The sequence below is a fragment of the Proluteimonas luteida genome (assembly GCF_021191695.1).
Lineage (GTDB): Bacteria > Pseudomonadota > Gammaproteobacteria > Xanthomonadales > Xanthomonadaceae > Luteimonas > Luteimonas luteida.
Window position 1 is genome coordinate 117,690 of the sequence record NZ_JAIWPT010000002.1, and the last position, 16,188, is coordinate 133,877.

15 protein-coding genes are annotated in these 16,188 nt (G+C 71.0%); 4 read left to right on the top strand and 11 right to left on the bottom strand.

Annotated features, from left to right (window positions below; genetic code table 11):
• Positions 1–178 precede the first annotated feature (178 nt).
• Together ybaL and LDO26_RS02505 are read left to right on the top strand one after the other, a co-directional pair.
• Complete coding sequence (gene ybaL / locus LDO26_RS02500) at positions 179–1,903, top strand: YbaL family putative K(+) efflux transporter (RefSeq protein ID WP_232129494.1); 1,725 nt, start codon at positions 179–181, stop codon at positions 1,901–1,903.
• Between the two features lie 6 nt (positions 1,904–1,909).
• The gene (locus LDO26_RS02505; protein WP_232129495.1) at positions 1,910–2,668 is read left to right on the top strand and encodes an SIR2 family NAD-dependent protein deacylase; all 759 of its coding nucleotides are present in this window, start codon (positions 1,910–1,912) and stop codon (positions 2,666–2,668) included.
• A gap of 4 nt (positions 2,669–2,672) precedes the next feature.
• Here the strand turns inward: LDO26_RS02505 and LDO26_RS02510 are convergent, their stop codons facing one another.
• The 10 genes from LDO26_RS02510 to LDO26_RS02555 all read right to left on the bottom strand — a co-directional run bounded on the left by LDO26_RS02510 (position 2,673) and on the right by LDO26_RS02555 (position 13,610).
• Positions 2,673–3,575: a TIGR01777 family oxidoreductase gene (locus LDO26_RS02510; RefSeq protein ID WP_232129496.1), complete on the bottom strand. Its 903-nt coding sequence runs from the start codon at positions 3,573–3,575 to the stop codon at positions 2,673–2,675.
• Positions 3,576–3,736: 161 nt separating this feature from the next.
• Positions 3,737–5,038, bottom strand: a complete 1,302-nt coding sequence (locus LDO26_RS02515; protein ID WP_435594019.1) for a citrate synthase — start codon at positions 5,036–5,038, stop codon at positions 3,737–3,739.
• 241 nt (positions 5,039–5,279) lie between these two features.
• Complete coding sequence (locus tag LDO26_RS02520; protein ID WP_232129498.1) at positions 5,280–5,531, bottom strand: type B 50S ribosomal protein L31; 252 nt, start codon at positions 5,529–5,531, stop codon at positions 5,280–5,282.
• An 85-nt stretch (positions 5,532–5,616) separates the two neighbouring features.
• Entirely contained in the window at positions 5,617–6,555 is a 939-nt protein-coding gene (locus tag LDO26_RS02525; protein ID WP_232129499.1) for a nucleoside hydrolase, read from the bottom strand.
• Between the two features lie 76 nt (positions 6,556–6,631).
• Positions 6,632–8,746, bottom strand: a complete 2,115-nt coding sequence (gene recG / locus LDO26_RS02530; RefSeq protein ID WP_232129500.1) for an ATP-dependent DNA helicase RecG — start codon at positions 8,744–8,746, stop codon at positions 6,632–6,634.
• A 31-nt stretch (positions 8,747–8,777) separates the two neighbouring features.
• Positions 8,778–9,161 (bottom strand): RidA family protein, encoded by a 384-nt coding sequence (locus tag LDO26_RS02535; RefSeq protein ID WP_232129501.1) that lies wholly within the window; start codon positions 9,159–9,161, stop codon positions 8,778–8,780.
• A gap of 47 nt (positions 9,162–9,208) precedes the next feature.
• Complete coding sequence (locus LDO26_RS02540) at positions 9,209–11,383, bottom strand: RelA/SpoT family protein (protein ID WP_232129502.1); 2,175 nt, start codon at positions 11,381–11,383, stop codon at positions 9,209–9,211.
• Positions 11,384–11,535: 152 nt separating this feature from the next.
• The gene (gene rpoZ, locus LDO26_RS02545; RefSeq protein WP_232129503.1) at positions 11,536–11,838 is read right to left on the bottom strand and encodes a DNA-directed RNA polymerase subunit omega; all 303 of its coding nucleotides are present in this window, start codon (positions 11,836–11,838) and stop codon (positions 11,536–11,538) included.
• A 133-nt stretch (positions 11,839–11,971) separates the two neighbouring features.
• Positions 11,972–12,631 carry a guanylate kinase gene (gmk, locus tag LDO26_RS02550; protein WP_232129692.1) on the bottom strand — a complete coding sequence of 220 codons (660 nt, stop codon included), beginning with the start codon at positions 12,629–12,631 and terminating at the stop codon, positions 11,972–11,974.
• A 118-nt stretch (positions 12,632–12,749) separates the two neighbouring features.
• Positions 12,750–13,610, bottom strand: a complete 861-nt coding sequence (locus LDO26_RS02555; protein WP_232129504.1) for a YicC/YloC family endoribonuclease — start codon at positions 13,608–13,610, stop codon at positions 12,750–12,752.
• A gap of 125 nt (positions 13,611–13,735) precedes the next feature.
• On the opposite strand from LDO26_RS02555, the gene rph reads away from it, so the two are divergent.
• Positions 13,736–14,464 carry a ribonuclease PH gene (gene rph / locus LDO26_RS02560; protein ID WP_232129505.1) on the top strand — a complete coding sequence of 243 codons (729 nt, stop codon included), beginning with the start codon at positions 13,736–13,738 and terminating at the stop codon, positions 14,462–14,464.
• Between the two features lies 1 nt (position 14,465).
• Entirely contained in the window at positions 14,466–15,092 is a 627-nt protein-coding gene (gene rdgB, locus LDO26_RS02565) for an RdgB/HAM1 family non-canonical purine NTP pyrophosphatase (protein WP_232129506.1), read from the top strand.
• A gap of 14 nt (positions 15,093–15,106) precedes the next feature.
• Here the strand turns inward: rdgB and LDO26_RS02570 are convergent, their stop codons facing one another.
• Positions 15,107–16,033: an IS110 family transposase gene (locus LDO26_RS02570; protein ID WP_232129507.1), complete on the bottom strand. Its 927-nt coding sequence runs from the start codon at positions 16,031–16,033 to the stop codon at positions 15,107–15,109.
• Positions 16,034–16,188 lie beyond the last annotated feature (155 nt).

The window sequence follows — 16,188 nt, forward strand, 5'->3', positions numbered from 1 at the left end:
CCATTCCCCGCCTGCTTCCGGCGCCCGGCGAACCTCGCCGGGCCTGGCGCCACCTGCAAACCGTCGTCAAGCGCGTGGAAGCCGGACTGGGCGATGCGGGCCGCACGACGCGCGGCGCGGCTTGCCGCATGTCCACCCGTGGGCGACACTGCAACGCCTGTCCGTTGCATTTCCCCCGATGCCGCATAACACCGACCTGATCAACATCATCGCCGTCGGCCTCGGCATGGCGTTCATCTTCGGCGCCCTCGCCAACCGCCTGCGGCTGTCGCCCCTGGTCGGTTACCTGGTCGCGGGCATCCTCGTCGGACCGTTCACCCCGGGCTTCGTCGCCGACCAGGAACTGGCCAACCAGCTGGCCGAGATCGGCGTGATGCTGCTGATGTTCGGCGTCGGCCTGCATTTCTCGCTGAAGGACCTGATGGCGGTCAAGGCGATCGCCATTCCCGGCGCACTGACCCAGATCACCGTGGCCACGCTGCTCGGCTGGGGGCTGGCGGCGCTGATGGGCTGGCCCACCGTGCAGGGCATCGTGTTCGGCTTCGCCCTGGCCACCGCCAGTACCGTGGTGCTGCTGCGGGCGATGGAGGAACGCCGCCTGCTCGACACCACGCGCGGCAAGATCGCGGTCGGCTGGCTGATCGTCGAGGACCTGGCCTGCGTCATCGCGCTGGTGCTGATGCCGGTGCTGGCCGACGTGGTGCACAGCACCGGCGGCGAGCAGACGACGGTCGGCTCGGTGCTGCTGAGCATCGGCTGGACGCTGCTGAAGGTGGCGATGTTCGTCGCCGTGATGCTGCTGGTCGGGCGCCGGGTGATCCCGTGGGTGCTGGAACGCATCGCCGGCACCGGCTCGCGCGAGCTGTTCACGCTGTCGGTGCTGGCGATCGCGCTCGGCGTCGCGTTCGGCTCGGCGGCGATCTTCAGCGTGTCGTTCGCGCTCGGCGCGTTCTTCGCCGGCATGCTGCTCAACGAGTCGGAACTCAGCCACAAGGCCGCCAACGACTCGCTGCCGCTGCGCGACGCGTTCGCGGTACTGTTCTTCGTCTCGGTCGGCATGCTGTTCGACCCGCGCATCCTGCTGGTGCACCCGTGGCAGGTGCTGGCCACGGCGCTGATCATCATCTTCGGCAAGTCGGCCGCCGCGTTCCTGATCGTGCGCGCGTTCAGGCACCCCACCAGCACCGCGCTGACGATCTCCGCGAGCCTGGCGCAGATCGGCGAGTTCGCCTTCATCATCGCCGGACTCGGGGTCGCGCTGGAGATCCTGCCGCCCGACGGCCGATCGCTGGTGCTGGCCGGCGCGCTGATCTCGATCATGGCCAATCCGCTGATCTTCGGGATGCTCGACCGCTGGCAGGCGAAGAAGAAGGCCGCGACCGCCGCCGCGGCGCCCGAGCCGGTGCAGCCGATCCAGGTGATCCCGGCCGACCTGCACGGGCACGCGATCCTGGTCGGCTACGGCCGGGTCGGCCGCCAGCTGGCCGAACTACTGCAGCAGCGCGACGTGCCGCTGGTGATCGTCGAGGAGGACGCGGAGCTGGTGCGCAAGGCCCGCGACAACGGGCTGCTGGTGGTGCGCGGCAACGTCGCCTCCGAGCCGGTGATGCGCGAGGCCGCGCCCGAGCGCGCGGCGCTGGCGATCTTCGCGATCCCGCAGGTGTTCGAGGCCGGCGAGGCGATCGAGCGCATGAAGACGCTGAACCCCGCGATCACCGTGCTGGCGCGCGCGCACAGCGACAGCGAGGTCAAGCACCTGCTGCAGCACGGCGCCGACGGCGCGATCCTGGCCGAGCGCGAACTGGCCTACTCGCTGGCCGAGATGGTGATGTCCACGCCGCCGTTCCGCCCGGTGCGGCCCGGCAGCGCCCCGCCGCCGGAGCCCGCGCCGCAGCCAGGCTGAGCCGCGATGCGCATCGCCGTGCTCAGCGGCGCCGGCCTGTCCGCAGACAGCGGCATCCCCACCTTCCGCGACGCGCCGGCCGGTCTGTGGGCACGCTTCGATCCCGCCGAGCTCGCGACTGCGGCGGCGTTCCGGCGCGATCCCGCGCTCGTCTGGGGCTGGTACCGTTGGCGCGCGGCGATGGTGCGCGCCGCGCGCCCGAACGCCGGCCATGCCGGCATCGCCGGACTGGCCGCGGCCGGCCACGCGGTCGACGTCGTGACCCAGAACGTCGACGACCTGCACGAGCGCGCGGGCAGCCGCGACGTCGTCCATCTGCATGGCCGCCTGCTGGCGTCGCGCTGCATCGACTGCGGCGCACGCAGCGAACCCGATCCGATGCTGGGCCCGGGCGCATCGCCCGCCACCGGCGCCCGCGAACCGCCGCCGGCCTGCGACCGCTGCGGCGGCGATTTCCGCCCGGACGTGGTGTGGTTCGGCGAACCGCTGCCCGTCGACGCATGGCGCGCCGCGCACGAGGCGATCGCCCGCTGCGCGCTGCTGGTCGTGGTCGGCACCTCGTCGCTGGTCCAGCCCGCAGCCGGCCTGCCGGACATCGCCCTCGCGGCCGGAACACCGGTGCTGGAGATCAACCCTGCGGCGACCGGGCTGTCGCCGCGCGCCGACGCGCATTGGCGCACGGGCGCCAGCGACGGCATCGCCCGGCTTGCGGCGGCGCTGGCGGCCGCGCCCGACAATGCACGGGACGCTTTGCGGTCCCGCTGAGGCGTCAGCGCAGCTGCGCGTCCAGCCAGGGCCCGAGCTCGGGCCAGGCGAATACGAAACCGCTACGCTGCAGACGCGCCGGCACGACCCGCTGGCCGTCGAGCAGCAGCGTCGCCATCTCGCCGAGCGCCAGTTCCAACGCGCCGCGCGGCACCGCCAGCAGCGCCGGCCGGCGCAGTGCATGCGCCAGCGCCCTGGTGAACGCGGCGTTGTCGACGGCGACCGGCGCAGTGAGGTTGAACGCGCCCGCCGGCGGCGCCGCATCGCCTTCCAGGTGCGCCAGCAGCAGGGACATGACCGCCTCGACCCAGTCGTCGCGCGCGACCCAGCTCAGCACCTGCCGGCCGTCGCCGAGCCGGGCACCGAGCCCCAGCGAGAACGGCAGCCACAGCCGCGCCAGCATGCCGCCGTCCGGATGCAGCACCACGCCGGTGCGCAGGCGCACCACCGGCACGCCGAGGGACTCGGCCGCGCAGGCCGCCTCTTCCCAGCGCGCACACAGGCGATGCTGGAACTCGTCGTGCGGCGGGCTGTCCTCGTCCAGGGGACGGTTGCCCTGCGCGCCGTACCAGCCGATCGCCGAACCGCTGAGCAGTACCCGTGGCCGTACCCGGGCATCGCGGATCCAGTCGACGACGACTCCGGTCGGGATCAGCCGGCTATCGAGCAGCAGGCGCTTGCGCGCGGCGCTCCAGCGGCGGTCGGCGATGCCGGCGCCGGCCAGGTTGACGACGGCATCGAAGCGGTCGTCCGACCACAGCGACGCGTAGTCGCGCACCCGCACGCCCGCGGGCGCGGCCCGGCCGGCGTCGCGCGAGAGCCAGGTCACGTCGAGGCCGAGCGACCGCAGGCGCGTGGTCAGGGCACGACCGAGGAATCCGCTGCCGCCGGTGATTGCCACATGCATCGCGTACTCCCCCGCGTGGACCGGTCCGCGCAGCATGGACCGGCCGGTCTCAACCCGGCGTCAACGCCCGCGCCGCGGGGCCATCGCCATGGCGGCCGGCCGCAAACGACAACGCCCCGCGGTTGCGGGGCGTTGCACGGCGACGCGGCGGAACCGGTGGCTCAGCGCTGCGCGGCATCCTTGTAGTCGCGCACGTCGTAGCCGGTGTAGATCTGCCGCGGACGGCCGATCTTGGCTTCCGGATCGACCTGCTGCTCCAGCCAGTGCGCCACCCAGCCCGCGGTGCGGCCGATGGCGAACATCACCGTGAACATCTCGGTGGGGATGTTCAGCGCCTTGTAGATGATGCCGCTGTAGAAGTCGACGTTCGGGTAGAGCTTGCGCTCGACGAAGTAGTCGTCCTTGAGCGCCGCTTCCTCGAGCTTCAGCGCCACTTCCAGCAGCGGGTCGTTGACGCCCAGCTCGCCGAGGACCTTGTGGGTCATCTCGCGGATGATCTTCGCCCGTGGATCGAAGTTCTTGTAGACGCGGTGGCCGAAGCCCATCAGGCGGAACGGATCGTTCTTGTCCTTGGCCCGCGCGACCGCCTTGTCGACGTTCTCCGCATCGCCGATCTCGGCCAGCTGCTTGAGCACCGCCTCGTTGGCGCCGCCATGCGCCGGCCCCCACAGCGCGGCGATGCCGGCGGCGACCGAGGCGTAGGGATTGGCGCCGGTGGAACCGACCAGGCGCACGGTCGAGGTCGAGGCGTTCTGCTCGTGGTCGGCATGCAGGATGAACAGCAGGTCCATCGCCTTGGCGACCACCGGGTTGAGCTCCAGCGGCTCGCTCGGCACCTCGAACATCATGTGCAGGAAGCGGTCGACGTAGCCCAGGCTGTTGCGCGGGTAGCGGATCGGGTGGCCGATCGAATAGCGGTACGCGGCCGCGGCCAGCGTCGGCACCTTGGCGATCAGGCGGATCGCGGCCAGCTGGCGCTGCTCGGGATCATTGAGGTCGAAGGTGTCGTGGTAGAACGCCGACATCGAGGCGACCGACGCGGCCAGCATCGCCATCGGATGCGCGTCGTGGCGGAAGCCCTGCAGGAAGCTCTTCAGCGACTCGTGCATCATCGTGTGATGCGTCACCTTGTCCTCGAACTTCGCGAACTCGTCGGCGGTCGGCAGCTCGCCGTTCTGCAGCAGGTAGGCGACCTCGAGGAAGCTGGACTTCTGGGCCAGCTGCTCGATCGGATAGCCGCGGTACAGCAGCACGCCTTCGTCGCCGTCGATGTAGGTGATCGCCGACTTGCAGCTGGCGGTGGCGGTGAAGCCGGAGTCGTAGGTGAAGCAGCCGGTTTCCTTCGGCAGCTTCGAGATGTCGATGCAGGGATTGCCCAGGGTGCCGTGCAGCACGGGCAAGGTCACCGACTTGCCGGCAGCATCCAGGACGACCTGATCGAGAGCGGAATGGGTATCAGTCACGCAGTGGCTCCTCATTTCACCGGTCGGGGAGACCGACCGGTCTGGCGGGTGCGGCGCTGCCGCATCGCACCAATTATCGCATAGCCCCTCCGCCCGCGACCGTCTGTCGCATTGCACGAAAGTCGGACACGGCAACGCCTGCCGCGTAGGCGGCAGGCGTACGGGACCGGAAACGAAAACGGCCGCCCGGGGGCGGCCTGGATCCGTCGCGCCGGCAGGCGGCGCGCGGGTGCGACGCGGCTTACTGCTTCGCGTAGCGCTTGCGGAACTTGTCGACGCGGCCGCTGGTGTCGATGATCTTGTTCTGGCCGGTGTAGAACGGATGCGTGGCCGACGAGACGTCGATCTTGATCAGCGGGTACTCGTTGCCGTCTTCCCACTGGATCTTTTCCTTCGCGGTAGCCGCGAGGGTCGAGCGGGTCAGGAACTTGAAATCGGAAGTCACGTCCTGGAACACGACTTCGCTGTAATTCGGGTGGATGTCGGCCTTCATGGCGGGCACCAAGGTTGCGCAAGGGAAGAGCGGCATCTTAACCGGCCGACGCCCCTGGACGCAAGGCATCCGGACGGGCGAAATCTCAGCCGGCCTGCAGCGCAGCCCGGACCATCGCCTCGAAGCGCGGACGGTCGTAGCGCAGCAGGATCCGTGCGTTGTCGGCGCGGTCCAGCTGGCGCTGCCAGTCGACCAGCGTCGCGCCGCGCGCCGGGCCGTGGTCGAGCACCACGTCCATGGGCCGCCGGGTGGCCTCCAGCGCGCCGTCCGGCGCCAGCACCCACGCCATCGCCAGCGCATCGGCGCAATGCCAGTCGTCGCCGCGGCGGTCGGCGGACCACTCGCGGGTCTTGCGCGAGATCGCCTCGTAGAACGCCGCGCGCGCGCCGCCGGCCTGCATCCATTCCACGACCGCGTCGTGCGGCAGGCCGTGGGCGACGGTCGCTTCCCAGTCCGACAGCTCGAACGCGGGGAACGCATCGAAGACGATCTTCGCCGCTTCCGGGTCGAAGTAGACGTTGAACTCCGCGGCCGGAGTGATGTTGCCGTGCGCGGTCACCGCGCCGGCCATGCTGACGAAGCGCGCCACGCGCATCGGTAGCGACGGATCGAGCCTGAGCGCGAGCGCGATGTTGGTCAGCGGGCCGAGCGCGACCAGCACCAGCCGGCCGGCATGTTCATGCGACAGGCGCAGGATCGCCAGCGCGGCGTGCTCCCGCTCCGCGGCGCGCGCGGCGGGCGCGTAGCCGACATCGCCGAAACCGTCGTTGCCGTGCACGTAGGCGGCATCGGGCGCGGCGTGCAGCAGCGGCGACGCGCTGCCGGGATACACGGGAATGTCGCCGCGGCCGGCGACCTCGCACAGCTTCAGCGCGTTGGCCACGGTGTGCGGCAGGCCGACGTTGCCGGCGGCGATGGTCAGGCCGACGACGTCGTGGGCGGCGTCGTTGAACGCCATCAGCAGCGCCAGCGCGTCGTCGACGCCCGGGTCGGTATCGATCAGCAAGGGAATGGTCTGTGTCATCGCGCATTATTCCCATGTGGGGCGGAAGCTGTCGACGCGAGCCCCCTGACGACCGCAGGCGCAGGCACGATGCCGGTCACGCCGCCGCATAGCGCGCGGCGCCGCCGATCCAGCGCGCGACCAGGCGATCGGCCTGCGCGGGCGCGGTGCGCAGCAGGTCCTCGCCGAGCGCGTGGACCAGCGGCAGCAGGTCGGCGTCGCGGGCGAGGTCGGCGAGGCGGAATTCGGCCAGGCCGGTCTGGCGCGTGCCGAGCAGTTCGCCGGGACCGCGCAGTTCCAGGTCCTTCTCGGCGATGACGAAGCCGTCGCTGGTCGTGCGCATCGTGTCGAGGCGTTCGCGCGCGGTGCGCGACAGCGGCGACTGGTACAGCAGCACGCAGCTCGACGCCGCGCTGCCGCGCCCGACCCGTCCGCGCAGCTGGTGCAGTTGCGCCAGCCCCAGCCGCTCGGCGTTCTCGATGATCATCAGCGAGGCGTTGGGCACGTCGACGCCGACCTCGATGACCGTGGTCGCGACCAGCAGGTCGAGTCCGCCGGCCTTGAACGCCTGCATCGCCGCCTGCTTCTCCGCCGGCTTCATGCGCCCATGCACGAAGCCCACGCGCAGTTCGGGCAGGGCGGCCGACAGCAGTTCCCACGTGGTCTGCGCGGCCTGTGCGACGACCTCGTCGGATTCGTCGATCAGCGTGCAGACCCAGTACGCCTGCCGCCCTTGCGCGCAGGCCACGCGGATGCGTTCGACCAGCGCCTGGCGGCGCTCGGCGCTGAGCACCACGGTCTGCACCGGCGTGCGCCCGGGCGGCAGTTCGTCGATCACCGACACGTCGAGGTCGGCGTAGGCGGCCATCGCCAGCGTGCGCGGGATCGGGGTCGCGGTCATCACCAGCTGGTGCGGCACGCTGCCGCCTTCGGCGCCCTTGTCGCGCAGCGCCAGCCGCTGGTGCACGCCGAAGCGGTGCTGCTCGTCGACGATCGCCAGCGCGAGGTCGCGGAACGCCACCGCCTGCTGCATCAGTGCATGGGTGCCGACGACCATCGGCAGTTCGCCGGAGGCGATGCCGGCCGCGGTCGCCGCGCGCGCCTTGCCGGTGACCTTGCCGGCCAGCCAGGCGACGCGCACGCCCAGCGGTTCCAGCCAGCCGCGCAGGTTGTTGAAGTGCTGCTCGGCCAGCAGCTCGGTGGGTGCCATCAGCGCCGCCTGCCGGCCGCTGTCGATCGCCGCCATCGCGGCGAGCGCGGCGACCACGGTCTTGCCGCTGCCGACGTCGCCCTGCACCAGCCGCAGCATCGGCGCGTCGCGGCCGAGGTCGCGGACGATCTCGTCCAGCACCCGCTGCTGCGCGCCGGTCAGCGCGAACGGCAGCGACGCGCGCAGGCGCCGGACCAGCGCGCCGGGCCGCAGCGCCGGCGCGCGATGCGCCTGCAGGGCGATGCGCTGCCGGCGCAGGCTCAGGTGGTGCGCCAGCATCTCCTCCAGTACCAGGCGCCGCTGCGCGGGATGGGTGCCGGCCAGCAGCGCGCCGAGGTCGACGTCGCGCGGCGGCCGGTGCACGGTGAGCAGCGCATCGCGCAACGACGGCAGCTGCTGCGCGCGCAGCGCCGCCGCCGGCAGCAGTTCCAGGGTGTCGTCGCCGGGCAGGCGGTCGAGCGCCTGGCCGATCAGCCGCCGCAGCGTCGCCGGTCCGATGCCCTCGAGCGCGGGATAGACCGGGTCGAGCGCGTCGCCGAGGCTGTCGCCGTTCTGCGACCCGGGCGCGGCAGGGTCGAGCACGCTGTAGCTGGGATGCACGATCTCCAGCCCCTGCTGGCCCGGACGCGGCGTGCCGTAGACGCGCACCCGCGCGCCGACCGCGAACTGCGCGACCTGGGCCGCGCGGAAATGGAAGAAACGCAGGACCAGAGATGCGCCCGAGCCGTCGTCGATCGCCACGCGCAGCATCGGCCGCCGGCGGAAGCCGCGCTCGACCGCCACGACCTCGCCCTCGACCTGGCTGGCGACACCACTGCGCAGCGCACGCAGCGGCGTCAGCCGGGTCCGGTCCTCGTACTGCCGCGGCAGGTGCAGCCACAGGTCGCCGATGCGGGTCAGGCCGCGCGCTGCGAAGCGCTCGGCGACCTTCGGCCCGATGCCGGGCAACGTGGCCAGCGGCACGTCGCCGGCGGCCGCCAGCACGGGCGCGGGCCTGCTCACGTGCCGGCCGGCGACAGGACGTGCCGCGGGGTCAGTCGAGCACCATCACCGCGTCGACCTCGAACGCCGCGCCCTTGGGCAGCGCGGACACCTCGATCGTCGAGCGCGCCGGGTACGGCTCGGAGAAGTATTCGGCCATCACCGCGTTGGCGGCGGCGAACTGGCCCAGGTCGGTCACGTACAGGCCGACGCGGACGATGTCCTGCAGGCCGCCGCCGGCGGCTTCGGCCACCGCCTTGAGGTTCTCGAACGCACGCCGCGCCTGCGCGGTCATGTCGCCGGCGACGAGGTCGCCGGTGGCCGGATCGAGCGGAATCTGGCCGGAGAAGTACACGGTGTTGCCGGCGCGCGTGGCCTGCGAATACGGGCCGATGGCGGCCGGGGCGTCGGTCGTGCTGATGGGCGTGCGGGGCATGCGGGAACTCCGTGGTCGAATCCGCGCATTGTAGAGCGTGCCGCGTCCTACATCCGCTGGACGCCGTGCACCACCGGCAGGCGCCGGGTCTTGCGGATCACGTCGGCCAGGTGGCGGCGGCCCTTGACCTCGATCGAGAAGCGGATCGCGGCGATCGTGCTGTCGCGCTCGAGGTATTCGACGCCGTCGATGTTGGAGTCGGCGCGGGCGATCGCCGCCGCGACCTGGGCCAGCACGCCGGGGTGGTTCTCGACCTCGATGCGCAGCGCGACGTTGTAGTCGCCGACCACCTCGCGGTCCCAGTCGATCGCGACCCAGCGCTCGGGCGACTTGCGGAACTCGGCGACGTTGGGGCAGTCGATCCGGTGCACGACGATGCCGCGGCCGGTGGTGTGATAGCCCATGATCTCGTCGCCGGGGATCGGCATGCAGCAGTTGGCGAACGAGATCACCCCGCGCTCGTCGCCGCGGATGCGGATGGTCTCGTCGGGCCGCACCGGTCCATGGATACCTTCGGGCAGCGCGCCGCCCTCAGGCTGCGCCAGCGCCAGCGCGACCTGCCCGGGCATCAGGTTGCCCAGGGCGATGTCGGCCATCAGCTCCTCGAGGCGCGGATGCCGCGACTCGGCCAGGTAGGCGTCGAGCCGCTCCTGCGGCAGGCGGTCGAGCGAGGTGCCGAGCAGCTCCAGCGCGCGGTCGAGCATGCGGTGGCCCAGCTGCACCGCGTCCTCGTGCTGCAGGTGCTTGAGCTTGGCGCGGATCGCGGTGCGCGCCTTGCCGGTGACGACGAACTCCAGCCACTGCGGGCGCGGCATCGAGGATCTGGCGGTGACGATCTCCACCCGCTGGCCGCTGACCAGCTGGGTGCGCAGCGGCACCAGGTGCCCGTCGACGCGCGCGGCGACCGCCTGGTTGCCGACGTCGGTATGCACCGCGTAGGCGAAATCGAGCGTGGTCGAGCTGCGCGGCAGCGACATGATGTCGCCCTTGGGCGTGAACAGGTAGACCTCGTCGGGGAACAGGTCGACCTTGACGTTCTCCAGGAACTCCAGCGACGAGCCGGTCGCGCGCTGCGACTCCAGCAGCCCGGCGATCCACGAGTGCGCGCGCGACTGCGCGCTGTTGGGACCGTCGCCGCCGTGCTTGTAGGCCCAGTGCGCGGCGATGCCGCGCTCGGCGATCAGGTCCATCTCCTCGGTGCGGATCTGCACCTCGATCGGCGCGCCGTAGGGCCCGAACAGCACGGTGTGCAGCGACTGGTAGCCGTTGGCCTTGGGAATGGCGATGAAATCGCGGAAACGGCCGTCGAGCGGCTTGAACACCGAATGCGCGATGCCCAGCGCGTGGTAGCAGTCGGCCGCGGTGCCGACGATGATGCGGTAGCCGAACACGTCCATGACCTGGGTGAAGGTCTTGCCCTCGTTCTGCATCTTGTTGTAGATGCTCCACGGCGACTTGACCCGCCCGACCAGCCGGTACTGCAGGCCGGCGCTGGTCAGCCGCTGCGCCAGCTGCGCCTCGATGCTCGCCAGCGCCTCGCGCCGCACCAGCGGCTGGTTGCGGATGCGCTTCTCCAGCACCATGTGGCGGATCGGATGCAGCGCATGGAAGCCGAGGTCCTGCAGCTCGGCCTTGATCTTGTTCATGCCCAGGCGCTGGGCGATCGGCGCGTAGATCTCCAGCGTCTCGCGCGCGATGCGCTCGCGCGCCGGTCCCGGCTGCGCGCCGAGCGTGCGCATGTTGTGCAGGCGATCGGCCAGCTTGATCAGGATCACGCGCAGGTCGCGCGCCATCGCCAGCATCATCTTGCGGAAGCTCTCGGCCGCCGCCTCCTGGCGGCTGCTGAACTTGATCTTGTCGAGCTTGGTCACGCCCTCGACCAGCTCGGCCACGGTCTCGCCGAACTCGGCCGCCAGCTGCTCGCGGGTCAGCGGCGTGTCCTCGATGGTGTCGTGCAGGATCGCCGCGACGAGCGTCTCCACGTCGACCTTCTGCTCGGCCAGCACCCTGGCCACCGCGACCGGGTGGGTGATGTAGGGCTCGCCCGACTTGCGCGTCTGCCCCGCATGCGCGGCCGCGCCGACGGCCCAGGCACGCCGCAGCAGCGCGCGCTGGTCGTCGGGCAGGTAGGCGGCGGCCTGCTCGAGTTCGAGCAGATAGTCGGGCACCGCGTCGTCGGCGGGCGCGGCAGGCAGCGTGATCGCGGTCTCTCCGGGAGTCATCTGCGCAGACTACGGGCACGTCCCGGATTTGGGAACTGTGCCGCCACGGAACGGAGCCGCGGACGCCGCAAACGCAACGACCCCGCCATGGCGGGGTCGTCAGTGCAGGTTGCGGCTGGCAGGACGTCGCGGGGACGCCCCAGCGAGAGACCTCAGAGGTCGTCGCCCTTGGCCATGTCCTCGTCGGCAACGACTTCGGCCGCGGCCCACTCCAGCGCCTCGCGCTCCTTGCGCTCGCGCTCGGCCTTGTCGACGGCGTCGATGTAGGGCTGGTCGATGCGGCGCGCGGCGATCTCGCGCAGCGCCAGCACGGTCGGCTTGTCGTCGTTCTCGCTGTTGTCGAGCTGGGCCTCGACGCCATTGGCGAGCTGGCGGGCGCGCTTGGCGGCCATCATGACCAGCTCGAAGCGGTTGTCGACGACTTCCAGGCAATCTTCTACGGTGATGCGGGCCATGCGGGCTCCCGGCGACCTGCGAGGCCGCGCGAATTCAGGAAAAAGGGCCGCGTATCGTACGCCCGCCCACGCTTCGGCGCAAGGGGCAGCCTGAATAATCAAACACTTACGCGCCGCGCACCTTGCTTGCGGCTCAGTCTTCGGCCAGCAGCGCGGCGATCAGCGCGGCATGGCGCTCGGCCTGGCGGTCGCGGCGCAGGCGGCTGGCATGGAAGATCGCGCACATCTCGCCGACCGCGGTGTCGAAGTCCTCGTTGACGATGACGTAGTCGAACTCGATGTAATGCGACATTTCCTCGCGCGCGGCGGCCAGGCGCCGCGCCATCACCTCCTCGCTGTCCTGCCCGCGCTTGCGCATGCGCTGGGCCAGCGCCTCGCGCGAGGGCGGCAGGATGAACACGCTGACCGCCTCGGGCACCTGGTTGCGCACCTGGCGCGCGCCCTGCCAGTCGATCTCCAGCAGCACGTCCTTGCCGGCCGCGAGCTGCGGCTCGACCGACTGCCGCGCGGTGCCCTTCCAGTCGCCGTGCACGACCGCGTACTCGAAGAACTCGCCGCCGCGGATCATCCGCTGGAACTCGGCCTTGTCGACGAAGTGGTAGTGCTCGGCATGGCGCTCGCCCGGACGCGGCGGGCGCGAGGTGAACGAGATCGACAGCGCGATGCCGGGATCGCGCGCGAGGCAGGCATTGACGATGCTCGACTTGCCGGCGCCCGACGGCGCGGCAACGATGAACAGCGTGCCGCGGAGGGCGTTGGGACGACCAGCCGTTCGGCTGCTGGAAGCGGGGATTGGGGATTGGGGATTGGACACGCGGACTCCCGTCCGTCGGTCAGCAGGGCGGCTATCGTACTTGCTTTCGCGAGTCCCGACTTCCCGCCTCCATCAGCCGAACGGCTGGTCATCCCGGCTACTCGATGTTCTGCACCTGCTCGCGCACCTGGTCGATCAGCACCTTCAGGTCCACCGCGGCCTGCGAGGTCCGGCGGTCGACCGACTTGGAGCCGAGCGTGTTGGCCTCGCGGTTGAATTCCTGCAGCAGGAAGTCCAGCCGCCGCCCGACCGGCTCGCGCTGGCCCAGGATGCGGCGGATCTCGTCGATGTGGCTGGCCAGCCGGTCCAGTTCCTCGTCGACGTCGAGCTTCTGCAGCCACAGCACCAGCTCCTGCTCCATGCGCCCGGGCTCGACCGGCTGCGGCAGTTCGTCCAGCCGCGCCTGCAGCTTGCTGCGCTGGCCCTCGCGGATCAGCGGCACCAGCGCCTTGACCTCGCCGGCGATGCGTTCGATGCCGTCGACGCGCTCGAGGATCGCTGCGACCAGCTTGCCGCCCTCGCGCTCGCGCGCGGCGACGAAATCGTCGAGCACGTCGTCGAGCAGCGCCAGCACCTCGGCCTGCAGCGCGGCCTGGTCGACCGCCTTCGATTGCAGCACGCCGGGGAACTGCAGCAGCTCGGTGAATCCGGTGCGCATGTGCGGGAAGCTGCCGCCGAGCTCGTCGGCCAGCGCCGCCAGCCGTCCCAGCAGCGCCTGGTTGAGCTGCAGCTCGCCACCGCCCTCGGCCGAACGCAGGCGCAGGCCGAGGTCGACCTTGCCGCGCGAGACCTTCGCCGCGACGCGTTCGCGCAGTTGCGGCTCCAGCGCGCGCAGTTCCTCGGGCATGCGCGTGCCCAGTTCCAGGAACCGATGGTTGACGGCCCGCAGCTCGCAGGCCAGCGTGCCCCACTCGGTACTGCGCTCGCCGGCGGCGAAGGCGGTCATGCTGCGGATCATGCGGGTCCATGGCGGGAAAACAGGCCGGGCAGTATGCCTGAAGGCCGGGATCCGATATCCGGGATCGGCATGGGCACAGGCCCCGCGCTGCTAGACTTGCCCGCCGTTTGCAGGACACCCGCGCCATGACCAGCCCCGCCCGCCCGAGCGGCCGCGCCGCCGACCAGTTGCGCAGCGTGCGCTTCGAGCGCGGCTATACCCGCCACGCGGAGGGCTCGGTGCTGGTCAGCTTCGGCGACACCCGCGTGCTGTGCACCGCCAGCGTCGAGAACAAGGTGCCCGGCTTCCTGCGCGGCAAGGGCGAAGGCTGGCTGACCGCCGAGTACGGCATGCTGCCGCGCGCCACCAACACCCGCAACGACCGCGAGGCCGCGCGCGGCAAGCAGGGCGGGCGCACGCTGGAGATCCAGCGCCTGATCGGCCGCAGCCTGCGCGCCTGCGTCGACCGCCGCGCGCTGGGCGAGCGCACCATCACCCTCGACTGCGACGTGCTGCAGGCCGACGGCGGCACCCGCACCGCGGCGATCACCGGCGCCTACGTCGCCCTGGTCGACGCGGTCCGCGCACTGCAGGCGCGCCGCGAGATCAGCCGCGACCCGGTGCACGGCGCGATCGCCGCGGTCTCGGTCGGCGTCTACCGCGGCGTGCCGGTGCTCGACCTCGACTACGCCGAGGACAGCGACTGCGACACCGACATGAACGTCGTGATGAACGATGGCGGCGGCTTCATCGAGATCCAGGGCACCGCCGAGGGCCATGCGTTCCGCCGCGCCGAGATGGACGCGATGCTGGGCCTGGCCGAGGCCGGCGTCGCCGAGCTGGTCGCGCTGCAGCGCGCGGCGCTGGCCGGCTGACATGGCGGACACGCCCGCAAGCGCCGCGCGCTCGCGCCTGGTACTGGCCAGCGGCAACGCCGGCAAGCTGGCCGAGCTGCAGGCGATGCTCGCCGACCTGCCGCTGGAGATCGTGCCGCAGCGCGAACTCGGCGTCGGCGACGTGGCCGAGACCGGCGGCACCTTCGTCGAGAACGCACTGATCAAGGCGCGCCATGCCGCTGCGGCCACCGGGCTGCCGGCGCTGGCCGACGACTCGGGGCTGATCGTCGACGCGCTGGGCGGCGCGCCCGGCCTGTACAGCGCGCGCTACGCCGGCACCCCGACCGACGACGCGGCCAACAACGCCAAGCTGCTGGCGGCGCTGGACGGCGTGCCCGAACAGCGGCGCAGCGCGCGTTTCTACGCGGTCATCGTGCTGCTGCGCCATGCCGACGACCCGCAGCCGCTGATCGCCGAGGGCGCCTGGGAAGGCCGCATCCTGACCGCGCCGCGCGGCCACCACGGCTTCGGCTACAACCCGGTGTTCCTCGACCCGCTGCACGGCCTGACCGCGGCGGAAATGGCGCCGGCACGGAAGAACCGGCTCAGCCATCGCGCGAAGGCGCTGCAGCAGTTGCGCGAACGTCTGGCCACCCTCACCTCGTAGGAGCAACTGTCTTCTCAGGAGCTGGCCATTTTCCATTCAGTTTGATCTCTGGCCATGGCATTGAGGCGCGAGAGCAGCACGCGCATGCAGGCGACGATGGCCACTTTGGCGCACTTGCCGCGTTGTCGCAGGCGTTCGTATCGGGCCTTGAAGTCGGGTTGTTGGCGGATCACCGACAGGCAGGCCATGTACAACACCCGGCGGATGGGCGCGCGTCCGCCGCGGATGCGGCGCTTGCCGGCATGTTTGCCGCTGTCCACGTTGTAGGGAGCCAAGCCGGCCAGCGCGCAGATCTGCTTGCGCGTCAGCGGGCCCAACTCGGGCAGGTAGGCCAGCAGGCTGGCGCTGGTGACCTGGCCGATACCGCGCACGGCCCGCAACCGGCGGCCCAGCGCATCGTCGAGCGCGCTTTGGGCCTGAGCGATGGTGTTGTTGATCGTGAGGATGCGCCGGTTCAGATGCTTGATGCTGTCGAGCAGGTCCTGGCGCAGCGGCGCCAGCTCGGCCTGTTTCAGGCGCCGGCGCTCATCGTCGCGCTGCTGGACCAGCTGTTCGCGGCGCTGGACCCAGACACGCAGGGCTTCGCGCTCTGGCGTCACGACCTGGCCGGGCGCCTTGACCAGGCCGGCCATGTGCGCCAGTACCTGGGCATCAATGGGATCGGTCTTGGCGATCTTGCCCAGGGCCTCGGCAAAGGCCCGCGCTCGACGCGGGTTGACCCGGGTGACCGCAAGGCCAGCCTGGCTCAAGGCCCGCATCAGCGCGCGTTCGTAGCCGCCGGTCGCTTCCAGCAGCAGGTTGTCCACGGCCTGCCCGTTGATGTGTTCCAGCAGCTGGGCATGGCCGGCGGCGGTGTTGGGCAAGGTCAGATGCTGCTTGTGCGGTAGCACGTAGATGCTCAGCGTGGCTTTGGCCACGTCGATACCAACGGTCAGGGACATTGCGTTCTCGTACACTGGGGGACAGGAGAGAGCTGCCTCGGTCCTGCCCACGCTTGTGAAGTTCGAGCTCTGGCTCGTTCAACTGTTCGGGCTGTGGAACGAGGTCGATGTGCGGCGGCCCGGGCTCCTACACGTGCTTGGCAACACTGCGGCCT